At 71.4% G+C, this 23,939-nt stretch carries 25 protein-coding genes and 1 pseudogene; 23 read left to right on the top strand and 3 right to left on the bottom strand.

The features are described 5' to 3' along the window. Positions 1–19 precede the first annotated feature (19 nt). A complete protein-coding gene (locus tag ACZ7OY_RS07175) occupies positions 20–364 on the bottom strand; it encodes a cupin domain-containing protein (protein ID WP_351608244.1) in 345 nt (114 codons plus the stop codon). A gap of 165 nt (positions 365–529) precedes the next feature. On the opposite strand from ACZ7OY_RS07175, the gene ACZ7OY_RS07170 reads away from it, so the two are divergent. The 8 genes from ACZ7OY_RS07170 to ACZ7OY_RS07135 all read left to right on the top strand — a co-directional run bounded on the left by ACZ7OY_RS07170 (position 530) and on the right by ACZ7OY_RS07135 (position 8,122). Beyond that, entirely contained in the window at positions 530–1,039 is a 510-nt protein-coding gene (locus ACZ7OY_RS07170; RefSeq protein ID WP_471910464.1) for a hypothetical protein, read from the top strand. A 211-nt stretch (positions 1,040–1,250) separates the two neighbouring features. Further along, complete coding sequence (locus tag ACZ7OY_RS07165) at positions 1,251–1,901, top strand: GntR family transcriptional regulator (RefSeq protein WP_471910463.1); 651 nt, start codon at positions 1,251–1,253, stop codon at positions 1,899–1,901. Positions 1,902–2,086: 185 nt separating this feature from the next. Further along, positions 2,087–2,839 (top strand): PIG-L deacetylase family protein, encoded by a 753-nt coding sequence (locus tag ACZ7OY_RS07160; RefSeq protein ID WP_471910462.1) that lies wholly within the window; start codon positions 2,087–2,089, stop codon positions 2,837–2,839. Next, the gene (locus ACZ7OY_RS07155) at positions 2,836–3,546 is read left to right on the top strand and encodes a 4-carboxy-4-hydroxy-2-oxoadipate aldolase/oxaloacetate decarboxylase (protein WP_471910461.1); all 711 of its coding nucleotides are present in this window, start codon (positions 2,836–2,838) and stop codon (positions 3,544–3,546) included. Before ACZ7OY_RS07160 ends, ACZ7OY_RS07155 begins: the two co-directional genes overlap by 4 nt. Beyond that, a complete protein-coding gene (locus ACZ7OY_RS07150; RefSeq protein WP_471910460.1) occupies positions 3,543–4,682 on the top strand; it encodes a 4-oxalomesaconate tautomerase in 1,140 nt (379 codons plus the stop codon). The genes ACZ7OY_RS07155 and ACZ7OY_RS07150 overlap by 4 nt, the downstream gene beginning before the upstream one ends. Continuing rightward, positions 4,682–5,632 carry a VOC family protein gene (locus ACZ7OY_RS07145; protein WP_471910459.1) on the top strand — a complete coding sequence of 317 codons (951 nt, stop codon included), beginning with the start codon at positions 4,682–4,684 and terminating at the stop codon, positions 5,630–5,632. The genes ACZ7OY_RS07150 and ACZ7OY_RS07145 overlap by 1 nt, the downstream gene beginning before the upstream one ends. Before the next feature lie 262 nt (positions 5,633–5,894). After that, complete coding sequence (locus ACZ7OY_RS07140) at positions 5,895–7,226, top strand: MFS transporter (protein WP_471910458.1); 1,332 nt, start codon at positions 5,895–5,897, stop codon at positions 7,224–7,226. Between the two features lie 224 nt (positions 7,227–7,450). Further along, positions 7,451–8,122, top strand: a complete 672-nt coding sequence (locus ACZ7OY_RS07135; protein ID WP_471910457.1) for a hypothetical protein — start codon at positions 7,451–7,453, stop codon at positions 8,120–8,122. A 141-nt stretch (positions 8,123–8,263) separates the two neighbouring features. On the opposite strand, the gene ACZ7OY_RS07130 is transcribed toward ACZ7OY_RS07135, so the two are convergent. Then, complete coding sequence (locus ACZ7OY_RS07130; RefSeq protein ID WP_471910456.1) at positions 8,264–8,668, bottom strand: cupin domain-containing protein; 405 nt, start codon at positions 8,666–8,668, stop codon at positions 8,264–8,266. A gap of 234 nt (positions 8,669–8,902) precedes the next feature. Here ACZ7OY_RS07130 and ACZ7OY_RS07125 point away from each other — a divergent pair, with 234 nt between their 5' ends. From ACZ7OY_RS07125 to ACZ7OY_RS07065, 13 genes and pseudogenes are all read left to right on the top strand, one after another. Beyond that, entirely contained in the window at positions 8,903–9,466 is a 564-nt protein-coding gene (locus ACZ7OY_RS07125) for a carboxymuconolactone decarboxylase family protein (RefSeq protein WP_471911179.1), read from the top strand. Next, a pseudogene (locus tag ACZ7OY_RS07120) lies at positions 9,358–10,041 on the top strand (ATP-binding cassette domain-containing protein); the annotation flags it as partial. The gene ACZ7OY_RS07125 and the pseudogene ACZ7OY_RS07120, both read left to right, overlap by 109 nt. Positions 10,042–10,155: 114 nt before the next feature. Then, positions 10,156–11,034, top strand: coding sequence for an ATP-binding cassette domain-containing protein (locus ACZ7OY_RS07115; protein WP_471911178.1), 879 nt, complete (start codon positions 10,156–10,158; stop codon positions 11,032–11,034). Further along, a complete protein-coding gene (locus ACZ7OY_RS07110; protein WP_471910455.1) occupies positions 11,031–12,047 on the top strand; it encodes an ABC transporter permease in 1,017 nt (338 codons plus the stop codon). Before ACZ7OY_RS07115 ends, ACZ7OY_RS07110 begins: the two co-directional genes overlap by 4 nt. Before the next feature lie 167 nt (positions 12,048–12,214). Then, positions 12,215–13,165 carry a sugar ABC transporter substrate-binding protein gene (locus ACZ7OY_RS07105; protein WP_471910454.1) on the top strand — a complete coding sequence of 317 codons (951 nt, stop codon included), beginning with the start codon at positions 12,215–12,217 and terminating at the stop codon, positions 13,163–13,165. A gap of 189 nt (positions 13,166–13,354) precedes the next feature. After that, the gene (locus ACZ7OY_RS07100; protein WP_471910453.1) at positions 13,355–14,266 is read left to right on the top strand and encodes a LysR family transcriptional regulator; all 912 of its coding nucleotides are present in this window, start codon (positions 13,355–13,357) and stop codon (positions 14,264–14,266) included. A 167-nt stretch (positions 14,267–14,433) separates the two neighbouring features. Next, positions 14,434–15,357, top strand: a complete 924-nt coding sequence (locus tag ACZ7OY_RS07095; RefSeq protein WP_471910452.1) for a VOC family protein — start codon at positions 14,434–14,436, stop codon at positions 15,355–15,357. A gap of 73 nt (positions 15,358–15,430) precedes the next feature. Next, positions 15,431–16,879 carry an NAD-dependent succinate-semialdehyde dehydrogenase gene (locus tag ACZ7OY_RS07090; protein WP_471910451.1) on the top strand — a complete coding sequence of 483 codons (1,449 nt, stop codon included), beginning with the start codon at positions 15,431–15,433 and terminating at the stop codon, positions 16,877–16,879. Beyond that, positions 16,876–17,673: a fumarylacetoacetate hydrolase family protein gene (locus ACZ7OY_RS07085; protein ID WP_471910450.1), complete on the top strand. Its 798-nt coding sequence runs from the start codon at positions 16,876–16,878 to the stop codon at positions 17,671–17,673. The genes ACZ7OY_RS07090 and ACZ7OY_RS07085 overlap by 4 nt, the downstream gene beginning before the upstream one ends. Then, positions 17,670–18,041, top strand: coding sequence for a VOC family protein (locus tag ACZ7OY_RS07080; protein WP_471910449.1), 372 nt, complete (start codon positions 17,670–17,672; stop codon positions 18,039–18,041). The genes ACZ7OY_RS07085 and ACZ7OY_RS07080 overlap by 4 nt, the downstream gene beginning before the upstream one ends. A gap of 26 nt (positions 18,042–18,067) precedes the next feature. After that, positions 18,068–18,853: an alpha/beta fold hydrolase gene (locus ACZ7OY_RS07075; RefSeq protein ID WP_471910448.1), complete on the top strand. Its 786-nt coding sequence runs from the start codon at positions 18,068–18,070 to the stop codon at positions 18,851–18,853. Beyond that, a complete protein-coding gene (locus ACZ7OY_RS07070) occupies positions 18,850–19,323 on the top strand; it encodes a GlcG/HbpS family heme-binding protein (RefSeq protein ID WP_385521176.1) in 474 nt (157 codons plus the stop codon). Before ACZ7OY_RS07075 ends, ACZ7OY_RS07070 begins: the two co-directional genes overlap by 4 nt. A gap of 3 nt (positions 19,324–19,326) precedes the next feature. Further along, the gene (locus ACZ7OY_RS07065; protein WP_471910447.1) at positions 19,327–20,355 is read left to right on the top strand and encodes a uroporphyrinogen decarboxylase/cobalamine-independent methonine synthase family protein; all 1,029 of its coding nucleotides are present in this window, start codon (positions 19,327–19,329) and stop codon (positions 20,353–20,355) included. A gap of 98 nt (positions 20,356–20,453) precedes the next feature. On the opposite strand, the gene ACZ7OY_RS07060 is transcribed toward ACZ7OY_RS07065, so the two are convergent. Beyond that, positions 20,454–20,741: a putative quinol monooxygenase gene (locus tag ACZ7OY_RS07060; protein ID WP_351608184.1), complete on the bottom strand. Its 288-nt coding sequence runs from the start codon at positions 20,739–20,741 to the stop codon at positions 20,454–20,456. 271 nt (positions 20,742–21,012) lie between these two features. Between ACZ7OY_RS07060 and ACZ7OY_RS07055 the strand changes: the two genes are divergently transcribed. Beyond that, on the top strand, positions 21,013–22,470 hold the full coding sequence (locus tag ACZ7OY_RS07055) for an aldehyde dehydrogenase family protein (protein WP_471910446.1): 1,458 nt from the start codon (positions 21,013–21,015) through the stop codon (positions 22,468–22,470). A gap of 58 nt (positions 22,471–22,528) precedes the next feature. Then, entirely contained in the window at positions 22,529–23,728 is a 1,200-nt protein-coding gene (gene lhgO, locus ACZ7OY_RS07050) for an L-2-hydroxyglutarate oxidase (RefSeq protein WP_471910445.1), read from the top strand. The last annotated feature ends 211 nt before the right edge of the window (positions 23,729–23,939 follow it).

Here is a 23,939-nt window from a genome sequence, read left to right as displayed (position 1 = left end):
CGCGGTGCCCGGCGGGCCGTCAGAGGTTGATGGCGTACACCTTGCGCAGGGTCTCGTGGACCGTCCACGTCGTCCGGTCGCCCTCGCGCAGCACCGCCAGGTCGCCCGGTCCGACCCGCAGCGTGGGCCCGCCCTCGACCTCGATCGTCGCCGAGCCGCTGACCACGACGAACAGCTCGTCGGCCTCTGTGTCGGTGACGACGCCGGGGGTGATCTGCCAGATTCCGCGGAGCTGCCGGCCGTCGTCGGACTCCCAGACCACCTTCCCGGTCACCTCGGGACTGCCGGAGACGATCTGGGCGGGGTCGAGCGGCTCGGGTTCGAGCTCGGCGTCGGGGACGTGGACCACGAAGCTGGGGATCATGGGCCGACCCTAGCGAGCCGGTCCGCCGGGCGGCCGCCGACAGGGTGTGCAGTATCGGACCGTACGGCAGGACACTTCGTCGCGCTCGTGGTCGGGTCAGCGCGGTGTGGTGAGTCAGGCCGGGTCGCGCTGGCGCCGACGCCCGGCGCGCGTGATCGTCGACGTATGACCGACACCACGGCGACCGCCGACGCGCACCGGCACGACACCCTGGAGGCCGTCTTCTTCGGCGGTGTCTACGGCGCCGTACTGGCCAGCTCGATGGTCGCGGCGCTCACCCGGTACGGCCACACCGACCAGGCGGGCCGCCGTTACGACGCCGCCTGGCTGCTGGTCACGGCGCTCGCGTCGGCCCTCGCGCACGGCTACGCGCACTACGTCGCCGAGCGTCGGCCGCAGCGCAGCCGGGACCTGCTGCACAGCCTCGCCGACGAGTGGCCGCTGGTCGCGGCCGTGCTGCCCACGGTGGCACTGCTGGCCGCGGCGGGCTGGGGCCGGCTGCCGCCGAACGGGGTGGAGTACCCGGCGTTCGCCCTGAACATGGCGCTGCTGTTCGCCCTGGGCCTGGTCACCTCGCGGCGCCTGCGGCGGTCCTGGATCAAGTGCGCGCTGGTCGGGCTGGGGGACGCGCTGCTCGGGCTGGTCGTCGTGGTCGCGAACGCCCTCATCAAGTAGCGCCCTCATCAAGTAACGCCTTCGTCAAGTAGCGCCCTGATCAAGCAACGCCTTCATCGAGCAACGCCCTCATCGAGTACGGACCGGACCCGCGCACGGCCGGCCGCCGGGCCGGCCGCCGCCGATCGTGCGCGCAATACGGCAGACAAAATTGTTGACAATCTTGTTTGGCTAGATTTAGGTTCGACAGGCACTCACTCAGGGAGGGCACATGCCGACAGAAGCCCGTCCGGGCACCGGGGAGCAGGCCAAGCAGCACGCGTTGGCGCAGCTGCGGCAGGCGATCCTGCACGGCGACATGGCACCGGCGCAGCGGTTGGTGGAGAACGAGCTCGCCGAGCAGTTCGGTGTGACACGGGCCAGCATCCGGGCCGCGCTGATCGACCTGGAGTCCCAGGGGTTGGTCGAGCGCATCCGCAACCGCGGTTCGCGGGTGCGGGTGGTGACCGTGGACGAAGCGGTCGCCATCACGGAGTGCCGCATGGTCCTCGAAGGACTGTGCGCGGCGAAGGCGGCCGTCGCGGCCAGCGACGATCAGCTGAGCGAACTGACCGACCTCGGCACGGCCATGACCAAGGCCGTGGCCGACGGCGAGCCGGTGACCTACTCCGACCTCAACCACGAACTGCACGTCCGGATCCGGGAGTTCTCCGACCAGCGGACCGCCCAGGAACTGCTGGAACGACTCAACGCCCAACTGGTGCGGCACCGCTTCCAGTTGGCGCTGCGTCCCGGACGGCCGCAGCAATCCCTGAACGAGCACCTGGCCATGATCGAAGCGATCCGGGCCAGGGACCCGCAGGCGGCCGAAGCGGCCGTCCGCGCCCACCTCGTCAGCGTGATCGAGGCGCTGCGCGACTGACGCGCAGCCGACCGGCACACGCGGGGCGGGCGCGTACCTGTCCATCAAGGCCGGGGAGCCGAGAGGGCGTGCCTGTGTCGGAAGGGTGCGCGCGCGGGCCCGACGGGCCGAGCGCGCCCGCCCCGTCGGCACAGGCGACAGCGCCCGGCGGCCGACCGAGCCCGCAAGAAGGAGAGATCCCAGCAATGACGCATGGCAACGCGCCCGCCGGCCCACCACGCTCGACCCTCGTCATCACCGCGCACGCCGGGGACTTCGTCTGGCGTGCCGGCGGAGCCATCGCCCTGGCCGCCTCCCGGGGGGAGAAGGTCACCATCGCGTGCCTGACCTTCGGTGAGCGCGGGGAGTCCGCGAAGGCGTGGCGCGAGGGCAGGAAGCTCGACGAGATCAAGGCGATACGCCGCGACGAGGCCGAGCGCGCCGCCGCCACCCTCGGTGCCGAGGTCCGCTTCTTCGACGCCGGCGACTACCCGCTGGTGGCCACCGCGCAGCTCACCGACCAGCTGGTCGAGGTCTACCGCGAGACCCAGCCGGACGTCGTCCTGACCCACCCGGTCGAGGATCCCTACAACGGCGACCACCCGGCCGCGAACCGTATGGCGCTGGAGGCCCGTGTGCTCGCCCAGGCCATCGGCTATCCCGGTCCCGGCGAGATCATCGGAGCCCCGCCGGTCTTCTTCTTCGAGCCGCACCAGCCCGAGATGAGCGGCTTCAGGCCCGAGGTGCTGCTCGACATCACCGAGGTGTGGGACACCAAGCGCAAGGCCATGGAGTGCCTCGGCGCCCAGCAGCACCTGTGGGACTACTACACCGACCTGGCCGTCCGCCGCGGTGTCCAGCTCAAGCGCAACGCGGGCCCCAACCTGGGCCTGGCGCACAAGACCATGGCCGAGGCCTACATGCGTCCGTACCCGGAGATCGCGAAGGAGCTGGCATGAGCGGCGTGATCGTCACCGGCCCGCCGAAGGCGGACGCCAAGGACGTCGACGCGCTGGCCGGCTTCGGCGTGGCCACCGTCAGCGAGGCGATGGGCCGCAGCGGCCTGCTCGGCCCGGAGATCCGTCCCGTGCAGCAGGGCGTACGGGTCGCCGGAACCGCGGTCACCGTGCTCAGCTGGCCCGGCGACAACCTCATGATCCACGCGGCCGTCGAGCAGTGCGGCGAGGGCGACATCCTGGTGGTGACCACCACCTCGCCGTCCACCGACGGCATGTTCGGCGAGCTGTTCGCCACCGCGCTCCAGCGGCGCGGGGTGCGGGGCGTGATCACCAACGCCGGTGTCCGCGACACCCAGGAGCTGCGCGACATGGGCTTCGCGGCCTGGGCGCGGGCGGTCTCCTCGCAGGGCACGGTCAAGGCCACCGGCGGCTCGGTCAACGTGCCGATCGCCATCGACGGCCAGGTCGTGCGCCCCGGTGACGTGATCCTCGCCGACGACGACGGCGTGGTGGTCGTCCCCCGCGAACGCGCCCGTGCCACGGTCGAGGCGTCCGAGGCCCGCGAGGCCAAGGAGGCCGGGACCCGGGCCGCCTTCCTCGACGGCGAACTCGGCCTGGACCGCTACGGCCTGCGCGAGACCCTCGTACGACTCGGCGTCGAGTACCGCAGCTACGAGGAGTACACCGGCGAGGGAGCCGGATCGTGACCGGCGGCCACGAGGAGGTGCCCTGCCTGCTGATGCGGGGCGGCACCTCCAAGGGCGCCTACTTCCTGGCCGCCGACCTGCCCGCCGAGCCGGCCGCCCGCGACGCGCTGCTGCTGCGCGTCATGGGCAGTCCGGACGAGCGGCAGATCGACGGCCTGGGCGGGGCGCACCCGCTCACCAGCAAGGTGGGCGTGATCTCCCCGTCCGCCGACCCGCGGGCCGACGTCGACTATCTCTTCCTCCAAGTCGCCGTGGACCGGCCGGAAGTGAGTGATCGTCAGAACTGCGGGAACATCCTGGCCGGGGTCGGCCCGTTCGCGGTGGAACGCGGGCTGGTCCCGGCGGGGCCGGAGCGCACCTCCGTACGCATCCGGATGGTCAACAGCGGCGATCTCGCCACGGCGACCTTCCCCACGCCTGGCGGCCGCCTTTCGTACGCCGGGGTCACAGAGATTTCCGGGGTGCCCGGTACGGCTGCGCCGGTGACGATCGAGTTCCCGCCGGGGGAGGGCCCGCTGCTGCCCACCGGGAACGTCCGGGACCTGATCGACGGCACACCGGTGACCTGCGTGGACAACGGCATGCCGACCGTGCTCGTGGCGGCCGCCGACCTCAAGGTCACCGGCTACGAGAGCCCCAAGGACCTGGAGGAGGACCTCGCGCTGGCCGACCGGCTGCGGGAGATCCGCCTGGCGGCGGGCCGGCTGATGGGGCTCGGCGACGTCTCGGACACCACCGTGCCCAAGCTCACGCTGCTCGCCGCACCGCGTGACGGCGGCGCGATCACCACCCGGACCTTCATTCCGGTGCGCTGCCATCCGTCGATCGGGGTGCTGGGGGCGGCGAGCGTCGCCGCGGGACTTCGGATCGAAGGGGGTGTGGGCGCCGGGCTCGCCCGGCTCCCGGCCCAGGGTGACCGAGTTCGCATCGAACATCCCACCGGGTTCCTGGACATCGAAAGTAGCCTCGGGGCCGGACCCGACGGCCTGCCCATCGCCCGCCGTACGGCCGTGGTCCGTACGGCGCGCAAGATCTTCGACGGCACCGTGTTCCCCAGGTCCGCCGAGACGGGACCGTTCCGGTCCCCGGCACCGTGTGCCGCGCCCGCATCCGCACCATCCCGAGGAGGTCAGTGATGACTCCGCCGCTCGGCGACATCGCCCACATCGGCCACGCCCAGCTGTTCACCCCGGACCTGGACGCCAGCGTCGCCTTCTTCACCGACTACCTGGGTCTCACCGTCAACGGGCAGCAGGGCGACACCGTATATCTGCGCACCTTCGACGACTACGAGCACCACAGCCTGGTGCTCACCGCCCGCGAACAGCCCGGCCTGGGCCGGCTCGCCCTGCGCACCTCGAGCGAGGCGGCCCTGCACCGCCGGATCGAGGCGGTCGAGGCGGCGGGCGGCACCGGCCACTGGGCCGAGGACGAACCGGGCCTGGGCAAGCTCTACGTCACCACCGACCCGGACGGCCACGAGCACGCCCTGTACTGGGAGAGCGAGTACTACCGGGCGCCCGACGAGCTCAAGCCGGCCCTGAAGAACCAGCCGCAGGCCAAGCCGAACCGGGGCGTGGGCGTGCGGCGCCTGGACCACATCAACTTCCTGGCCGCCGACGTGCTCGCCAACGCCGAGTTCCAGCAGAACGTGCTGGGCGCCCGGCCCACCGAGCAGATCCGGCTCGACACCGGGAAGATCGCGGCCCGCTGGCTGACGTACACCGACAAGTCGTACGACGTCGTCTACACCTCGGACTGGACCGGCTCGGCCGGCCGGCTGCACCACATCGCCTTCGCGACCGACACCCGCGAGGACATCCTGCGCGCCGCCGACCTCGCCATCGACAGTGGTGTGTTCATCGAGACCGGACCGCACAAGCACGCCATCCAGCAGACGTTCTTCCTCTACGTCTACGAGCCGGGCGGCAACCGGATCGAGCTGTGCAACCCGCTCACGCGGCTGGTGCTGGCCCCCGACTGGCCGCTGATCACCTGGACCGAGGCGGAGCGGGCCAAGGGGCAGGCCTGGGGCCTGAAGACGATCCAGTCCTTCCACACGCACGGCACACCGCCGGTCGCGTAACGGGGACTTCCGCGGGGGTGGGCGGCGCACCGAGGTGCGCGCCCACCCCTTCGCGCATAAGACGACGGGCCCCTCTATCAGATCGTTGATGAGATTGTTGACAAAAGCGTTGACACTCTTGAGGTAGATCCTTAGCGTCTAGCGCACACGGGTCGGCCGCACGAGCCGCGACGACCCTCCCCCGAGTTCTCGGCTCCGCCCGAGCTGGGGGACCCTCATCGAGTTCCTCCAGGGACGCCTCCTGGACGAGAGGAAAACAAAGATGTCCTCCTCCCTCGCGCTGCCCGCCCGCGGCAGCAGACTGGCCTTCCTGGTCGTCGGTCTGTGCTGGCTGGCCGTCCTCTTCGACGGCCTCGACATGTTCATCTACGGCTCGGTGCTGCCGCACCTGCTCGCGACGAAGACCTTCGGCCTCACCCCCGACCAGGCCGGCGACCTCGGCAGCTACGCCACCTTCGGAATGCTGGTCGGCGCCCTCACCGCGGGCACCGTCGCCGACCGGATCGGCCGCAAGAAGCTCATGGTCGCGTGCGTGGCCCTGTTCTCGCTGGCCTCCGGCGTGTGCGCCCTGGCGGACAGCCTCGCGGTCTTCGGCCTGGGCCGGACCCTGGCCGGCATCGGCCTCGGCGGCCTGCTGCCCACCGCGATCAGCATGGTCTCCGACTACGCCCCCCGCGGCCGCGGCGCCATCGTCATCGGCCTGCTGATGACCGCCCACCACGCCGGCGGCATCCTCTCCGCCTACGTGGCCAAGTGGCTGGTGGAGCCGATCGGCTGGCAGTCCGCGTTCTGGGTCTGCGTGACCCCGCTGCTCTTCGCCCCGGTGCTGGCCAGGTTCCTGCCCGAGTCGCTGAGCTTCTTGGTCGCCAAGGGCCGCACCGAGGAGGCCCGCGAGCTGGCCGACCGCTACGACGTCGAGCTGCCCGCGACCAAGTCGTCCGTCGGGCAGGGCGCGGCCGACCGCTGGAACGCGCTGGTCAACCTCTTCCGCGGCGGCGAATGGACGCAGACCCTGCTGTACTGGCTGGCCTCCTTCGGCGGTCTGCTGCTGGTCTACGGCGTCGCCACCTGGCTGCCCACCCTGATGCGCGCCGAGGGCTACGAGCTCGGCTCCGCCCTGACCTTCGTGGTCGTCTTCAACCTCGGCGGCATCGTGGGCATGCTGCTGGCGGGCCGGGCCGCCGACCGCTTCGGCGCCCCGCGGGTCTCCGCGCTCTGGTTCGCGCTGACCGCCGCCGGAGTCTTCCTGCTCAGCGTGCACATGCCGATGGGGGTGACCATGGCGGTCGTCTTCCTCACCGGCGTCTTCCTCAACAGCGCCCAGACGATGATCTACGCGACCGTCTCGATCCGCTCCAACCCGGGCGACCGCGCCACCGCCGTCGGCTGGACCTCCGGCATGGGCCGCTTCGGCGCCGTCTTCGGCCCGTGGCTCGGCGGCCAGCTGCTCGCCGCGGGCCACGGCGACTGGGGCTTCACCGCCTTCGCCCTGGCGGGCCTGTCCTCGATGGTCTTCATCGGGATCGCGGCCCTGCGCAGCGCCAAGTCCACGGACACGGACAGCACGGAACAGGAACTGGTCGCCGCCCACTGACCGCCGGTCCGTCCGGACCTCACCGACCGCCCCTGCCACCCCCGGGGGCAAGGACCAACGCCGGTCACCGCGCGGGATGCGGGGGCCGGCGGGTGCTTTTCCTGATGCCGCGTCACCGATCGGTGGCTATGACCCGGACAACCGGGAGTGAGCGATGAAGCGCCATGAGAGCGCTGAGCGACCTAGAGTCCGAGATTCCTTGGGGGCTGGGTAGCGTCACCCTGGTGAATCTCAATCTCTTCAACGATGTGCCTGACGGCCTGACTCTACGAGCCCGATCGTTCGTCCGCGCTCACGGCGTCAAGGTCGACATCCTGCCCGTCGAGGAGCACAGGCAGTGGTGGCTTGAGCGAGAGATCCCGGTGGCGGTCATCGACCGGATGGCGGCCTACGAAAAGCGGTGGGGTGGTCTGGTCCTGCCACCTTCACCGCAGTACGACGGCGGACCCAGGTACCTTGAAGCGGACTCACCCGAAGGCTCATCCTCCGATGGATGGTGGTTCGAAGCCGGGATGCAGCGGACCGCGGTCCCTTACTCGTTCATGATCGGGCCGTCCGGTGAGTTTGGTATTCACGCAGGCCGCTGGGTGCCCCTCCACGCCACCGTCGAAGGCTGGGTGGAGTCGCTCGCACTGACCCACCACGCGTCCGGGTGCGCACAGCAGATCGTCAAGGTCACCGGTGACGATGTCGAGGGCATCGTTCTCGACGGATACGAGCCGGTGCGCGAAGTGATGGGCCTGTCCGACACATGGTGGCGCGGAGTCGACTCGCTGGTGGCGGTCTACGCAGGGGAGGCCGAGGCTCTCTCCTTTCCGCGGGGCCGCACTGCGTTCATCTACTCCGGCCTGGATGAGTGGGGCCTGCGAGGAGGCGTCCAGGACAGCGACAGCTGAGGACCGCAGAGCGTTCACGGGCCGTTCATCTCGAGCAATGCTCGACGCCGCCGGGACGGGGCGGTGACCCAATCCGGCCACGGCCGCCACGCGCTTCAGGCGCTGTCCTGCGGCCGCGACGTGCGTACGGGGTCTGCAGGCTCAGCCCATCTGGTCCGCCGCCGACAGGTGCTCCACCGTTCGGCCGGTCTCCGTGAAGGTGCGGGTGACGTGGCCGGAGGAGTAGACCCACAGGATGCGCAGCGGGCGGTCGCCGATGTTGCGGAAGAGGTGGGGGATCGGAGAGGGGATGTACGTCGTGTCGTACCGCTCCAGCCTGGTGACCTCGCCGTCGACCCAGACCTCCGCCTCGCCGTCGAGGACCGTCACGTGCTCGTCGCAGTTGTGCGAGTGCAGCGGCGCGCCGGAGCCCACCGGATAGACGCTCATCCCGCTGGTGATGCGGTTCTCCCCGTCCGCCGACGTGGTCGTGATCAACGGTGTCGTCACGACCGAACCGCCCCTGTCCAGCAGCGGCACGGACGCGACCTTGATGATCGTGGTCATCCGGGGTTCCCTTCCACTTCCGACGTGATGCGAGGAACGACGTTAGGTCGCCAGGGCGTCGACAAGTGCCCTCCGGCGTGCAGGTTTACCTTGCATTCCGAGGAGGGTGAGCATCCCGGACCCGGCTGTACCGTCACCTGTCACCGCACGGCTTCTCGACCCGTGAGTGAAACGCGCCGGAAAGAAAAGGCAGGTAACGGCCAGATGAGGCTCCCCGTTCTCGACGAAGAGGAAATGGACCCGCGGCAGCAGGAACTGGCGGCCCGTATCGCCGGCCGCCGCGGCGCCGTCCGCGGTCCCTTCCGGGTCTGGCTGCACAGCCCGGAGATGTGCGAACGGGCCGAGTCGCTCGGCGCGTTCGCCCGGTTCGACTGCAGTCTCCCCAAGCATCTGCGGGAACTCACGCTGCTGATGGCGGCCCGCAACTGGGACGCGCAGTACTCGTGGAACGCGCATGTGCACCAGGCGATCGAGGCCGGCATTCCGCAGACCGCGGTGAAGGCCATCGCCGAAAAGCGCGAGGCGGTCTTCGACAACGAAGTGGACCAGGTTTTCTATCAGTTCTGCCGGGAGATCCTCGACGAGCATTTCGTCACCGACGAGACGTTCGCCCGTGCCCTTGCGCACTTCGGCGCCAAAGGCCTGGTCGACACCATCGGCGCGCTCGGCAACTTCACCATGCTCGGCATGTGCCTGAACACCTTCCAGGTCGACCTCCAGGCCGACAGGGAACCCCCGTTCCCCGACATCCGCGACTACGGACGCGTCCTCGCCGCGGCCGAACGGCCGCAGCCGTGAGTTACCCGACCCGCCCGCGTACGCAGGGAGGCAGTGCCGTGACCGCGAGCAGGAGCACCGACAGCGGTGCCGCCCCGGCCGCCGGGGCCGTCCTGCGGATCCGGGGCGTCAGCAAGAGCTTCGGCGGGGCGGCGGCGCTGAAAGGGGTCGACCTCGACCTGTACCCGGGGGAGATCCACGCCCTGATGGGCATGAACGGCGCCGGCAAGTCGACGCTCGTGCAGGTCCTGTCCGGGGTGCACCAGCCCGACGGCGGCACGGTCGAGGTCGACGGTCACGCGCACCCCGGGCTGACCGTGCGCAGGGCCCGCCGGCTCGGCATCGCCTCGGTGCCGCAGCGCCGCGAACTGGCGATGGGCCTCACGGTCGCCGAGAACGTCCTGCTCGGCGACCTGCCCACCCGGCGCGCCGCGGTGCGCTGGAAGGCCGTACGGCAGCAGGCCCGCGAGGCGCTGCACTCGCTCGGCATCGACATCGACGTGGAGCGGACCGCGGGCTCGCTCACCGTCGCCGAGCAGACCATGGTCGAGGTGGCCCGCGAGGTCCGCCGCGGCGGCCGCGTCCTCGTCCTCGACGAACCGACCGCCTGTCTGAGCGCCAAGGACGCCGACCGGATCCGCGCCCTGGTGCGCCGGCTGCGCGACGACGGCGTCGCCGTCGTCTACATCTCGCACTACATCGACGAGGTGATGGCCGTCGCCGACCGCATCACCGTCCTGCGGGACGGGTCGGTGGTGCGCACCGGACCGGCCGATGAGCTCGACCCCGCCGGGCTGGTCCGCGCCATGGTCGGCCGGGACGTCGTCTCGCGGCGCCCCGAACGCCCCGCACCGAAAGACGAACTCGGCCTGAGAATACGGTCGTTCAGCCAGGGCCGGGCGATCAGGGACTTTTCCGTCGAGGTGCGCAGGGGCGAGGTCGTCGCCGTCCTCGGACCGGCCGGCGACGCGCAGTCGAGGCTGTTCGACCTGCTGTCGGGACGACAGCGGCCCGACAGCGGCGAACTGCACGTGGACGGCCGCCCGGTGGCCGTCGGCAGCATCCCGGCCTCCCTCGGCAGCGGCCTGCGCTGCGTCACGGGCGACCGCCGCACCCTGGGACTCGTACCGGACCTGTCCCTGGACGAGAACCTGATGCTCGCCGACGACCGCTTCACCCGCCGCCGGCTGCACCGCAGGGACCGGCTCGCCCGCCGGGCCGAACCGGTGCGCCGCGCCTACGGGGTGGTCTCCCTCACCGGGAACCCCCCGGTGAGCGCACTGTCCGGCGGCAACCAGCAGAAGGTCCTGCTGGGCAAGTGGCTGGAGACCGGGCCGGCCGCCTGCTTCCTCGAAGACCCCACCAACGGCGTGGACATCGCGGCCATGGCCGACATCCACACCCTCGTCGACGACCTCGCCTCGCGCGGGGTGGCCGTACTGCTCGCCTCCTCCTCCGCCGAGGAGGTCATGCGCCTGGCCGACCGGGTCGTCGTGGTCAGCGCCGGCCGCACGGTCGCCGTGCACGACATCACCGCCATCACGCGCGACGAGCTCGTCGCCACCGCCCTCGGAGGTCAACCGCAGTGAGCGTCAAGACCCTTCCCGACGCCCCCGGCGTGTCCGAGCCGCCCGCCGGGCGCCGCTCCCGGTTCTCGCCCGGCGCCCTGCGCGGCGTCCCGCACGCCGGCCTGATCGCGGTCCTGGTGATCGTGGTCGCCTTCACCGCGCTGCGGACCGAGACGTTCGCCACCGACCGCAACATCGTCAACATCCTGAGCCAGGTGAGCGTCAACGCCGTGCTCGCCGCCGGTCTCACGCTGCTGATGACCGCGGGCGGCATGGACTTCTCCATGGGCAGCAACGTCGCGGTCACCGCCGCCGTCGCGGCCAGGCTGCTGGCGAGCGGACAGCCCACCGGTTACGCGGTGGCCGTCGCGCTGCTGCTGGGCACGGCCATCGGTCTGGTCAACGGGCTGGTCGTGACGTTCACCAGGGTGGCACCCTTCGTCGCGACCCTGGCCTCGGCCACCCTGCTCGACGGCGTCGCCCTCCTGGTGCACGACGGCAGCACCATCTCCATCGGCACCCGGATGTTCGCGCTCGGGAACAACAAGCTCCTCGGCGTCCCGTATCTGCTGGTCGTGGCGGTCCTGGTACTGGTGGCCACGGCCCTGGTCATGAGGTTCACCGTGTTCGGCCGGGACGCCTTCGCCATCGGCGGCAACGAGCACGTCGCCCGCCTCAGCGGCATCGACGTCACGGCGCGCAAGCTCGTGCTCTACGGCACCACCGGCGCCCTCTCCGGGCTGGCGGGCCTGATGCTGCTGTCCCGGCTGGGCTCCAGCAGCCCCGGCGGCACCGCCGGCCTCTCGCTGCAACTCGCCGTCGTCGCCGCGGTCGTCATCGGCGGCACCTCTCTCGCGGGCGGCTACGGCACCGTGACCGGCACCGCGCTGGGCCTGGTGCTCCTCGGGGTGGTCGCCAACGCCCTCAACCTCCTGGACTTCTCCAGCAACTACCAGCCGGTCTCCGTCGGCGCGGTGCTGCTCGTCGCGGCCGTCGCCAACGAGATGCACAAGGCCCGCTCCGCGCGGCAGTGAGCACCACCCCCCGCAGCCTCTTCACCCCCTCGCACCCTCTTCGCTCCCGCACGTCCTGATCACAGCTCGCCGTGCTCACGGTCCGTCGCGCCCGCAGCCCGTCGTACCGGCAGTCCGCCGTGCCCGCGGTCCTTCGTGCCCCAGCCCGTCCCGAAAGGCGGTCCACCATGAGACTTCCCGCCCGTTCCCGTCACGCCCTGTTCGCCGCGGTCGCCTGCACCACCCTGGTGCTCAGCGCCTGTGCCGACAGCGACGACCCGTCGAGCTCCGGTGACGTCACCCTCGGGTTCGTCAACGGCGGCGACACCAGCTTCCACAGCTGTCTGCAGAAGGCCGTCGAGCAGACGGCGAAGACGGAGAACGCCAAGGTCTACACGTCCAACTCGCACCAGAACGCCGGGACCGAGCTGTCCAACATCGAGGACATGATCTCCCGCAACGTCAGCGCGCTGATCGTGCAGACCGTCAACGTCGACGCGCTCAAGGGCGACATAGCCAAGGCGAAGGCGTCCGGCATCCCGATCTACCTGACGTCCGTGACCACCAGCGACACCGGCGACATCCTCGGCGCGGCCGTCGTGGACCTGAAGAAGGTCGGCAGCCTGGACGCCGGCTGGATCGCCCAGGACGCCGGCGGCAAGGACGTGCAGGTCGGCATCGTCGCGGGTGCCCCGGGGGCCGCCTCCGACCTGCTGGTGGGCGGGTTCAAGAGCGGGCTGCCGGCGACCGCGAAGGTGGTCGCCAACCAGCCCGGCATGTTCAATCCCGCAAAGGCCCAGGACGTGGCGGAGAACATGATCCAGGCCAATCCGGACCTCGACTACGCCTTCGTCGCCAACGAGGAGATGGCCTTCGCCGTCCGCAAGGCCTTCGACGCGGCGGGCGCCAAGGATGTCAAGATCGTCACCGTCAACGGCACCGACGAGGGGCTCGCCGCCGTCAGGAGCGGCCAGTTCTCCGCCACCGTCGCGAACTCCGCGCTGACCATCGGGCAGACAGCGGTCAAGGACACGGTCGCCCTCCTTGCCGAGAAGAAGGTTGACAAGATTGCCAACATTCCTCTTGTGTTGGTCACCGAGGACAACCTGAGCGAGGCGCCGCAGTACTGCCCGAAGTAGGTCCCACCGGACCTGCCGCCGGGCCCCCACCGGTCATCGGTGCCCGGCTCGCCATGTCCGAGCCGCACGTCCGTCGAGTCGCCGAGATGTCCTGGTGGAGCCGCTGTCAGGACATTCCGGCGGGGTTCGGCGACCCCTTTGCTCCCTGTCCCGGCGCGGGCCGGACAGGGAGTGGTCCCCGGAGGAAACATGGATCGCTTGCTCCTCATGCACAGCTTCGTCACCGTCGCCCAGGTGGGCAGCTTCAGCGGGGCCGCCAAGAAGCTGGGCTCGTCGGGTTCGCTGGTGTCACGGCACGTCGCCGAGCTGGAACGCCAGGTGGGTGTCCGCCTGGTCAACCGCACCGCCCGCTCGGTCAGCCTCACCCAGCCCGGACAGCGGTACGCGGAGTTCGCCGCCCGCATCCTGGAGGAGATCGAGGCCGAGGACGCGGGTATCGCCCGGCTGCACGACCGGGCCGAGGGGACGCTCAGCATCATCTGCCCCAAATGGATAGGCAGCCTGGACCTCGGCGACGCCATCGCCGCCTTCTCCGCCGCCCATCCGAAGATCCAGGTCCGGTTCGAACTCGGCGGGATGTCGGACCGCACCTACGACTTCCTGGACGGCGGATTCGACGTCGCCTTCCACACCCGGGATCTGCGGGACTCCAGCGTCCGGCTGAAGAAGATCTCCTCGCTGCCCTTCGTGCTGTGCGCCTCGCAGGACTACATCAAGCGGCACGGCGTCCTCGCGCACCCGAACGACGTCGCCGCGCACGACTGCCTCGTCCACGTCAACGACCCGGTGTGGCGCATCGGGCACGGACACGCGAGCACCCTGCACAAGATCCGCAACATCGCGTTCTCGTCGAACTCCTACATCGCCCTGCAGAAGGCCGCCGTGCACGGCCGGGGCATCGCACTGCTGCCCCAGCGGCCGGCCTACGACGACCTCGTCTCCGGCGCCCTCCAGGTACTCCTGCCGGAACTGGCCGTACCCGACCGCCCGCTGTACGCGATCTACGGTCCCGGACAGGACACCCCGCGCAAGATCAGTGTGTTCCTGGACTTCCTCGCCGACTGGTTCGCGCGCAACCCGTTCCCCGCCATCCGGTCCTAGGACCGCCGCACCGGCCAGGACCCGTCCGGCCGAGCGCGTGGACCCGTCCGGCCGAGTGCGTGGGCCGGCCGCGCAAGAAACGATTGCGCACTGCGTGGACCTCGGGCCATTGAGGCCCTCGCAACCCGAAATCTACGCTCGCCAGGCGACCCGGAAACGAGGAATCCATGGGAATCCAGAGAATCGAATCGGTCACCTACAGCATCGACGACCTCGACGAATGCGCCCGGTTCTTCGACGACTTCGGACTGTTCCTGCTGGAACGGACCGGCGAACACGCGGTGTTCGAGACGCTCACCGGACAGACCCTCCACCTCGACACCGATCCCGGCACCCTGCTGCCACCGCCGGTGGAGAACGGTCCCACCCTGCGCGAGGTGGTCTGGGGCGTCGACACCGCCCGGGAACTGGAACGGCTCGTGGCCGCGGTGGCCAAGGACCGCCCGGTGCGCGAGAGCGCCGACGGCGTCCACCACAGCGTCGACGAGACCGGCTTCGGCGTCGGCCTCACCCTCGCCCGGCCGCGGCCCGCGACCGTCGAGCCCCGGCCCGCCAACGCGCTCGGCAGCGTCCGGCGCTGGAACACGGCGCTGGAGCCGATCACCCGGGTGCGCCCGCTGCGCATGTGCCATGTCGCGCTCAACATCCCCCGACAGGGCAAGGACGAGGCCGTCGCGTTCTACACCGGCCGCCTCGGCTTCCGCCCGACCGACGTGGTCGAGCCCATGGGCGTGTTCATGCAGGCCCCCGGCGACGACGACCAGCACACCATGCTGCTGTGCCACCGCCCCGACAAGGCGGGCGTCAACCACATCGCCTACGAGGTCCCCGGCTTCGACGACGTGATCGAGGGCGGCAACCACATGATCGACCACGGGTGGCGGGAGGCCCGCCGGCTCGGCCGCCACACCGTCGGCTCCAACGTCTTCCGCTTCCTGCACGCCCCGTGCGGAGGCCGGGTCGAGTACGCGGCCGACATGGACCGCGTCGACGACACCTACGAGACCCGGGTGCACGAGACCACCCCGCCGCACCACATCTGGGCGCTGCGCACCAACCGCGACCAGCAGGACCCCACCCCCGCGTCCTGACCCACCCCCGCGTCCTGACCCACCCCCGGCCCGCGGGCCGGGCCCCAGCTCGCTCCTGAGAGGGCACCCACCCATGACCACCGACCACGGCTACCCCGCCGTCCGCATGTACATCGCGGGCGAGTGGTGCCAGGGCGGCACCGGACGTACCGCCCCGATCGTCGACCCGGCCACCGAGAAGGTGATCGGAGAGGTACCGCTGGCCACCCCCGCCGACCTGGACCGCGCGCTCGACGCCGCGACGGCCGGCTTCCGGACCTGGCGCGAGACACCCATAGCCCGGCGCACCGCGATCCTGCACGCCGCCGCCGACCTGCTGACCGAGCGCGCCGCCGAGGTCGGCCGGGTGATGACCCTGGAGCAGGGCAAGCCGCTGGCCGAGGCCACCGGCGAGGCCCGCCGGGTCGCCGACACCCTGCGCTGGCACGCCGACGACGCCCGCCGCGCCTACGGCCGCATCATCCCCTCCGAGCCCGGCACCCTGCTGACCGTACGGCGCGAACCGGTCGGCCCCGTCGCCGCGTTCGTACCGTGGAACTTCCCGGCCGGCGGCCCGATGCGGAAGATCTCCTCCGCGCTCTCCGCGGGCTGCTCGATCGTCATCAAGGCCTCCGAGGAGACCCCCGCCACCGCCGCCGCCCTGGTCGCCTGCTTCGCCGACGCGGGCCTGCCCGCCGGGGTCCTCAACCTCGTCTTCGGCGAGCCGGCCGAGGTCTCCGCCCACCTGATCGACTCCCCGGCCGTCCGCCTGGTCGCCTTCACCGGCTCGGTCCCCGTCGGCAAGCTGCTCGCCGCCCACGCGGGCCGGGTCATGAAGCCCTCCCTGATGGAACTCGGCGGCCACGCCCCGGTGATCGTCTGCGCGGACGCCGACCCCGTCCGGGCCGCCCGCCGGGCCGCGCAGGCCAAGTTCGCCAACGCCGGCCAGGTGTGCACCTCACCCAGCCGCTTCCTGGTCCACGAGAGCATCGCCGAGGCCTTCACCGCCGAGTTCGTACGGGCCGCCGAGGCCGTCGTCGTCGGGGACGGACTCGCCGAGGGCACCACCATGGGGCCGCTGGCCAACGAACGCCGACTGACGGCCATGGAACGCCTGACCGCGGACGCCGTCGCCCGCGGCGCCGAGATCCGCACCGGCGGCGAACGCCTCGACCGCCCCGGCTACTTCTTCGCGCCGACCGTCCTGACCGGCGTACCGGCCGACGCGGAACTCATGCACGAGGAGCCGTTCGGGCCGCTCGCGCCGATCGTCCCGTTCACCGACCTCGACGAGGCGCTCGCGATCGCGAACGCGACTGCGTACGGACTGGCCGCCTACGCCTTCACCGAGTCCGCGGCCACCGCCGAGCGGCTGGTGGCCGGACTGGAGGCCGGCATCCTCTCCGTCAACCACTGCGGCGGATCCGTCTCCGAGGCCCCCTCCGGCGGCGTCAAGGACAGCGGCTACGGCCGCGAGGGCGGCCCCGAGGCGCTGGACTCGTACCTCGTCACCAAGCGCGTCTCCCACCTGCTGGTGCCATGAGGTACGCCCGAGTCTCGGCCGGCGGCCGCGCGATGTGGGCCCGGGTGGGGGAGGAGGACGTCGAGCTGCTGTCCGGCTCCCCGATCGAGACCGACCCCGAGGTCCTCAGGGTGCTGTCCCGTGCCGACGCCGTCTGGCTGCCGCCCGTCGTGCCGCCCGTGTTCTACGCCGTCGGCATGAACTACCCCCGGCACATCGAGCACGCCGCCCGGCTGGGCAACCCCGCCGCCGTCGTGCCCGAGCGGCCCGAGGTCGGCTACCGGGCCAACAACGCCCTCACCGGCCACCGCACGCCGATCGTCCGACCCACCGAGGTGGAGGGCCGGTTCGAGGCCGAGCCGGAACTCGTCGCCGTCATCGGCCGCGCCCTGCGCCGCGCCACCCACGACGAAGCCCGCGCGGCCGTCTTCGGCTGGACCATCGGCAACGACGTCAGCGCCCGCACCTGGCAGCACCAGGACCGCACCTTCTGGCGCAGCAAGAACAGCGACACCTTCAAACCCATGGGGCCCTGGATCGAGACGGACGTCGACGCCCTCGCCCAGACGACGACGCTCCGGGTGAACGGCGAGGTGCGCGCCGCGTTCCCCACCGGCGACATGGTCTTCGACCCCTTCGACTACATCGTCGAGATCACCAGGCACAACACCATGCTGCCCGGGGACGTGCTGTGGATGGGCGCCGAGTCCACCTGCGGGCTCGCGCCCGGGGACACCGTGGAGGTCGAGATCAGCGGCATCGGCACGCTGTCCAACCCCGTACAACTCGAAGAGGAGCAAGGGAAACGGCCATGAGCGCAGAACCCCGCTACATCCACCACGTCAACTTCCCCACCACCGACCCCGACCGGACCGCCGCCTGGTACTCGAAGGTCTTCGGGATGAAGCGCATCATGCCCAAGTCCAACACCCGCGTGGTGCTGATGACGCGCGGCAACTTCGACCTGCACTTCACCCCGGTCGAGGAGATGGAGCGCATGGCGCCCTACCACTTCGCCGTCGAGGTCGACGACTGGGACGACTTCCTCGCCCACCTCAAGGAGCTCGGCATCCGGCACACCCGGCCGATCCAACGCCCCGAGAACCAGTCGAAGTTCTGCTACATCCACGACCCCGACCACACCATGATCGAACTGGTCTATCACGCCAAGCGCCCCAACTGACCGTCTTCCAGCAGGAGTTCTCCCCCATGCCCTACGCCGACTCCGACGGCACCTCCATCTACTACGAGCGTCACGGCAGCGGTCCGGCGATCCTGTTCGTGCACGGCAGCGGCGGCCACCACGCCGCCTGGTGGCAGCAGGTCGCCGCGCTGCGCGAGGAGTTCACGGTCGTCACCGTGGACCTGCGCGGCTTCGGCAGGTCCGACTCCTCCATGCCCGAGTTCGACGGCCAGGACTTCCCCGGCGACGTGGTCGCCGTCCTCGACACCGAGAACCTGACCGACGTCATGCTGGTCGGCCAGTCCATCGGCTCCGTCGCCGCGCTGCGGGCCGCCCTGCTGCGCCCCGAGCGCGTCGCCTCCGTCGTTCTCGGCCACTCCCTGGGCGGCATCAGTCACCCCGAGCTCAGGGAGCTGGCCGCCGCCGACCGCGCCGAGGCGGTCAAGCTGCCCGTCATCGACCGCCTGCTCACCGCCCGGTTCCAGCGCGAGCGCGCCGACCTCACCTTCCTCTTCCAGCAGATGGGCACCTTCAACGTCGCCAGGATGCAGGACCTGCGCAACCTCGACACCGACGGACCGTCCCCGGACGACATCCGCGACAGCGGGGTGCGGGTCGCCTTCCTGGCCGGCGAGCGGGACGCCGTCCTCGGCGTCAAGACCGTCACCCGCGCCCACGAACTGCTGCCCGGCTCGCACCTGGAGATCGTCCCGGGCGCCCCGCACTCCATGTACTGGGAGACGCCCCAGGCCTACAACGCGGCGATCGCCCGGCTGCGCCGCACCCTGACCGTCCCGGAGGACACCGTATGAGCAACGTGACCCTCGAAGCGGCCGAGGAGATCATCGCCGCCGTCCACCGGCGCGCCCAGGCCCTCGGCAAGGCGGTCAGTGTGGCCGTGGTCGACGCCGGCGGCTTCGTCGTGGCGATCCGCCGGCCCGACGGGGCCCGCCCCCTGACCCCGGACATCGCCCGCGCCAAGGCGTACACGGCGGCCGTGATGCAGCGCCCCGGCCCGATGCTGAAGAAGTGGCAGGAGAGCCAGCCGGTCTTCTTCTCCCAGCTGTCCCAACTGCCCGGCGCGGCCCTGCCGATCATGGCCGCCGAGGGCAGCGTCACCATCAAGAAGGACGGCGAGATCATCGGCGGCCTCGGCATCGCCGGCGGCACCGCGGACGAGGACCAGCAGCTCGCCGACGACGTCCTCGCATCCCTCGGCTACGAGCTGGAGTTCGCCGCCTGGGGCGTCGCGGGCAAGCCGGCCGGGCCCGGAAAGGACTGACCCATGGCGGACACCTACAACTACCGCATCGACCACCACGGCAGCCTGGTGCGCCCCGCGGAGCTCACCGCCGCCCGCGCCGCCGGTGACGCCGACGCCCTGGCGGCCGCCGAACTCAAGGCGGTCCAGGAGGCGGTGGTGTTCCAGCGCCGACTGCGCTCCACCGTGGTCACCGACGGCCACTTCCCCCGCGAAGACTTCCGCGGCGCGGTCCTCGACGGGGTCTCCGGCTTCCGCCGGACCGGCGAGCAGGACCCCGACGGTCTGGTCCGCTGGATCGCCGAGGCCCTGCCCAAGGCCAACGGACCCCTGCTCGCGGACTGGGCGACCCGGCTCACCGAACTGACGGTGATCGCCGCGAAGGCGACCCTGCCGTCACCGGCCTATCTGGCCGCCACCACGTTCGAGCCCGGCCTCGGCGTGGCCTCGGCCCGGGAGCTCGGCGAGGCCCTCGCGGAGATCGTCCACGCCGAGATCCAGCTGCTGGTCGCCCAGGGCGTACGCGTCATCCAGCTCGACAACCCGCTGCTGCTCGGTGAGTTGGCCACCGACCCGGACGTCCCCGGCGTCCTGTCCTTCGAGGACACGCTCGCCGTCGAGGCCGCCGCGGTACGGCTGGACCGGCGCCCCGAGGGAGTACGCATCGCCCTCGTCCCCGGCTGGGCGGCGCCCGCCGCGGTGGACATGGGCCGCGCCGAACGGCTGTACGCCGCGGTCCCGGTGGACCGCTGGGTGCTGCCGCTCGACCGGGGCACCAAGGCCGAACTGGACCTGCTCAGGGCGCTGCCCGAGGACCGGGACGTCTGCCTCGGCGTGGTGGACGCGACCGTGCCGGACCTGGAGGACATCGACTCCATGATGGAACGGATCGACGCCGTGGGGGAGTTCAAGGACCTGGAGGACGCGGCCGTCTGCCCGTCCCGCGGTTTCGCCGACGTGGCGGCGCGGCCGCTGCTCGGCGCGGAGGACCAGCGCCGCAAGCTCGTCCTGGTGGAGACCCTCGCCCGCTATGTGTGGGGCAACGAGTTCTGATCCCGGGCGGGAGGAAGCCGGAAGAGACCGGAAGGAGGGAGCCCGCCGGGCCCCCTCCTTCCGGCTTCCTGCGGCTTCCTCCGGCTTCCCCGCCGGACTCAGAGGACCTCGGCGAAGGTGACCGTGCGGTCGCTCAGCAGCGGCCACACCGTCTCCACGATCAGCTCCTTGAAGTGCCCGGCCGCCTTGTGCGCCTCGAAGCCGGCCACGTCCGTGTACCGCTCGTAGAGCAGGAAGCCGCCGGGCTCCCCGGCCACGGCGTGCACCTCGTACAGCAGGTTCGCGGGCTCGGCACGGGTGGACTCCCGCGCCTTCAGCAGCGCGGCGCGCACCGTGGCCTCGTCGGCGGGCGCGCAGCGGTAGTGGGCGACGACTGCGTAGGCCATGTCCGTCTCTCCTCGGGTGGTACTCGGGTGGCATTCGGGTGGTACTCGGCTTTCCGGCGGCCCGCACGGGCCGTCCGGCCCGCCGATTCCAGCACGGATCCCGCCACCGCCCACCCGCGCGCGGCGCAAGCATTGCCTGCCGTCGCGGAGCTGGTGGACCCGCCCCGACATGGTGTGTTGTCGCATCCGGCCCCCATGGCCGCCCGGCCGGACCGCCCGGTCCGGACCACTTGTCCAGACCGCACCGCCCGCACCGCGGCCGACCAAGGAAGTGATCTCGTTGCGTACTGTGGAAGCGCTCTCGGGCGGAAAGTGGGTGGCGACCGGTGAATGGATCGACGTCCACGACCCCGCCGACGTCCGTACCCCCTTCGCCCGCGTCCCGGCCCTCGGCCCCGAGGACGTCACCCGGGCCTACGGCCACGCCGAGCGCGGGTTCGCCGAATGGCGGCGCACCAGCCCCTTCGAGCGGGCCCGGATCCTCACCGGGGCGGCCCGGCTGATCCGCGAGCGGCTGGCGGAGATCGCCGCCGACGTCACCGCCGAGAACGGCAAGACCCTGACCGAGGCCCGGGGCGAGGCCGGAAAGGCCGCCGACTTCCTCGACTACTACGCGGGCCTGGCCCGCCAGGGCTACGGCACCCTGCTGCACGACGCCCGCCCGGACACCCGCACCCACACCCAGCGCGAGCCCATCGGCGTGATCCTGGTGATCAGCCCGTGGAACGACCCGCTGATCACCCCGGCCCGCAAGCTCGCCCCGCTGCTCGCGGCCGGCAACACGGCCGTCCTCAAGCCCGCCACGGAAACGCCGCTGTCCGGGCTGCACTTCGCCCGTGCCCTGCACGACGCGGGCCTGCCGGCCGGGGTCCTCAACGTGGTCACGGGCCGTACCGCGCAGATCGAGGAGGCGCTGCTGGACGACCCGCGGATCGCCGGCATCACCTTCACCGGCTCCAACGCCGTCGGAAACCGCATCCGCCGCCGCCTCGCCGACCGCAACGTCCGCTTCCAGGGCGAACTCGGCGGCAAGAACGCCTCCGTCGTGCTGGCGGACGCCGACCTGCCGGCCGCCGCGAAGGCGGTCGTCGCCGCCTCCTTCGGCCAGGCCGGCCAGCGCTGCACCGCCACCAGCCGGGTGATCGTGGAGCGGCCGGTGTACGAGGAGTTCACCCGTCTCCTGGTCGCCGAGGCCGAGACGCTCACCGTCGGACCGGGCACGGACCCGGCCACCACCCTGTGCCCGCTGTCGAGCCCCCGGCAGCGCGACAGCGTCCTCGCCGACCTGGACCGGGCCGTCGGGCAGGGGGCCGTCGTCCTCACCGGCGGCGGCGCCGACACCGAGGGCGAGCGTGCGCACGGCTGCTACGTCCGGCCGACCGTGCTCGCCGACGTCACCGCGGAGACGGCGATCTGGCGCGAGGAGGTCTTCGGACCGGTCCTCGCGGTGCGCGCCGTCGACGGCTTCGAGCAGGCCGTCGAGGCGGTCAACGACTCCGGCTTCGGGCTCGCCGCCGCCGTCTTCACCCGCGACCTGGCCGCCGCGTACCGTTTCGCCGACGAGGCCGAGTGCGGCCAGATCGCGGTCAACACCACGACCACCGGCTGGGACGTGCACCTGCCCTTCGGTGGTTTCCGCGACTCCGGAACGGCCTACAAGGAGCAGGGGGAGGAAGTCCTGCGCTTCTCCACCCGGGTCAAGACGGTCGCCGTCCACTTCGGCGCCTGAAGCAGACCGCAGGACAGCAAAGAGACAGCGAGCAAGCGGAGAAGAGAGGAGGACGCCTATGGCCGACGAGACGATCGGCGTCGTCGGGGCCGGCATCGTGGGCCTGGCCACGGCCCGCGAGATCGCCCTGCGCCGCCCCGGCACCCGCGTCGTGGTGTTCGAGAAGGAACAGGAGGTCTCGCTCCACCAGACCGGCCACAACTCCGGCGTGGTGCACGCCGGCCTCTACTACACGCCGGGCAGCCTCAAGGCCGCACTGTGCGTGCGCGGGGTGTCCCTGCTGCGCGAGTACTGCCAGGACCGCGCGCTGCCGTACCGGGAGATCGGCAAACTGGTGGTGGCGGTCCGCGAGGACGAACTCGGCCGGATGGACAGCCTCTACGAGCGGGCCAGGAACAACCACGTACCGGACCTGCGGAGGATATCCCGGGACGAGATCAAGGAACTGGAGCCGCACGCGGGAGGCATCGCCGCCCTGCACTCCCCGCGCACCGCCATCACCGACTACCCGGCGATCGCCCGGGAGTTCGCGCGGGACGTCACCGACTGCGGCGGCGAGGTGCGGCTCGGCTTCCGGGTCACCGGCATCACCGACGCACCGGGCGGCATCGACGTGACCTCCGCGGCGGACAGGGTGCGCGTCGACCGGCTGATCCTGTGCGCGGGGCTCCAGTCCGACACGGTCGCCGGGCTCGCCCAGGACCGGCAGGAGCCGCGGATCGTGCCCTTCCGGGGCGAGTACATGCTGCTCAGGCCCGACCGTACGAACCTGGTGCGGGGCTTGATCTACCCGGTGCCCGACCCGCGTTACCCCTTCCTCGGCGTGCACTTCACCCCCCGGGTCGACGGCACGGTGGAGGTGGGGCCCAACGCGGTCCTGGCGCTGGCCCGGGAGGGCTACCGGCGCACCCGGATCTCCCCGCGGGACCTGCTCGGCCTCGCCGCCTACCCCGGCACCTGGCGGATGGCGGTCCGGCACTGGCGTACGGGCATCAAGGAGTACCGCGGATCGTTCTCCGCGGCGGCCTTCATGAAGGACGCGGGGCACTACGTCCCCGGAGTCGGCGTCCGGGACGTGGTCCGCGGCGGCGCGGGCGTCCGTGCCCAGGCACTGGACCGCGACGGCACCCTCGTGGACGACTTCCGCATCCATCGGGTGGGCCGGATCACCGCCGTGCGCAACGCGCCCTCGCCGGCCGCCACGGCCTCCATGGCCATCGCCGAGCACATCGCCGACGCGGCCCTCGGCGAAGCCTGACGCCCGGCGCCTCAAATGGCGTCGGGGGGATGCCTGATGCCTGGTGCTTCGAAGCGGCGTCGGGGGATGCCAGACGCCTGGCGCTTCGAAGCGGCGCCGGGAGATGCCTGACGCCCGACCCGGCGCCGGGTGAGGCCTGACGCGACGCCGGGTGACACCCGGCGCCGTGCCGGGTGTCACCCGGCGCCGTCCGGCATGCCCGCGCACCGGC

This window comes from Streptomyces sp. NPDC107559 (assembly GCF_055657365.1).
Note: the sequence above shows the minus strand (reverse complement) of the source record. Positions and strands in the feature narration are given on the sequence as shown.

Excerpts from the sequence above, each read along its gene's own strand:
- ACZ7OY_RS07175 (WP_351608244.1), bottom strand. The coding sequence starts at position 364 with ATGATCCCCAGCTTCGTGGTCCACGTCCCCGACGCCGAGCTCGAACCC.
- ACZ7OY_RS07170 (WP_471910464.1), top strand. The coding sequence starts at position 530 with ATGACCGACACCACGGCGACCGCCGACGCGCACCGGCACGACACCCTG.
- ACZ7OY_RS07165 (WP_471910463.1), top strand. The coding sequence starts at position 1,251 with ATGCCGACAGAAGCCCGTCCGGGCACCGGGGAGCAGGCCAAGCAGCAC.
- ACZ7OY_RS07160 (WP_471910462.1), top strand. The coding sequence starts at position 2,087 with ATGACGCATGGCAACGCGCCCGCCGGCCCACCACGCTCGACCCTCGTC.
- ACZ7OY_RS07155 (WP_471910461.1), top strand. The coding sequence starts at position 2,836 with ATGAGCGGCGTGATCGTCACCGGCCCGCCGAAGGCGGACGCCAAGGAC.
- ACZ7OY_RS07145 (WP_471910459.1), top strand. The coding sequence starts at position 4,682 with ATGACTCCGCCGCTCGGCGACATCGCCCACATCGGCCACGCCCAGCTG.
- ACZ7OY_RS07140 (WP_471910458.1), top strand. The coding sequence starts at position 5,895 with ATGTCCTCCTCCCTCGCGCTGCCCGCCCGCGGCAGCAGACTGGCCTTC.
- ACZ7OY_RS07130 (WP_471910456.1), bottom strand. The coding sequence starts at position 8,668 with ATGACCACGATCATCAAGGTCGCGTCCGTGCCGCTGCTGGACAGGGGC.
- ACZ7OY_RS07125 (WP_471911179.1), top strand. The coding sequence starts at position 8,903 with ATGGACCCGCGGCAGCAGGAACTGGCGGCCCGTATCGCCGGCCGCCGC.
- ACZ7OY_RS07115 (WP_471911178.1), top strand. The coding sequence starts at position 10,156 with ATGGCCGTCGCCGACCGCATCACCGTCCTGCGGGACGGGTCGGTGGTG.
- ACZ7OY_RS07105 (WP_471910454.1), top strand. The coding sequence starts at position 12,215 with ATGAGACTTCCCGCCCGTTCCCGTCACGCCCTGTTCGCCGCGGTCGCC.
- ACZ7OY_RS07100 (WP_471910453.1), top strand. The coding sequence starts at position 13,355 with ATGGATCGCTTGCTCCTCATGCACAGCTTCGTCACCGTCGCCCAGGTG.
- ACZ7OY_RS07095 (WP_471910452.1), top strand. The coding sequence starts at position 14,434 with ATGGGAATCCAGAGAATCGAATCGGTCACCTACAGCATCGACGACCTC.
- ACZ7OY_RS07090 (WP_471910451.1), top strand. The coding sequence starts at position 15,431 with ATGACCACCGACCACGGCTACCCCGCCGTCCGCATGTACATCGCGGGC.
- ACZ7OY_RS07085 (WP_471910450.1), top strand. The coding sequence starts at position 16,876 with ATGAGGTACGCCCGAGTCTCGGCCGGCGGCCGCGCGATGTGGGCCCGG.
- ACZ7OY_RS07080 (WP_471910449.1), top strand. The coding sequence starts at position 17,670 with ATGAGCGCAGAACCCCGCTACATCCACCACGTCAACTTCCCCACCACC.
- ACZ7OY_RS07075 (WP_471910448.1), top strand. The coding sequence starts at position 18,068 with ATGCCCTACGCCGACTCCGACGGCACCTCCATCTACTACGAGCGTCAC.
- ACZ7OY_RS07070 (WP_385521176.1), top strand. The coding sequence starts at position 18,850 with ATGAGCAACGTGACCCTCGAAGCGGCCGAGGAGATCATCGCCGCCGTC.
- ACZ7OY_RS07065 (WP_471910447.1), top strand. The coding sequence starts at position 19,327 with ATGGCGGACACCTACAACTACCGCATCGACCACCACGGCAGCCTGGTG.
- ACZ7OY_RS07060 (WP_351608184.1), bottom strand. The coding sequence starts at position 20,741 with ATGGCCTACGCAGTCGTCGCCCACTACCGCTGCGCGCCCGCCGACGAG.
- lhgO (WP_471910445.1), top strand. The coding sequence starts at position 22,529 with ATGGCCGACGAGACGATCGGCGTCGTCGGGGCCGGCATCGTGGGCCTG.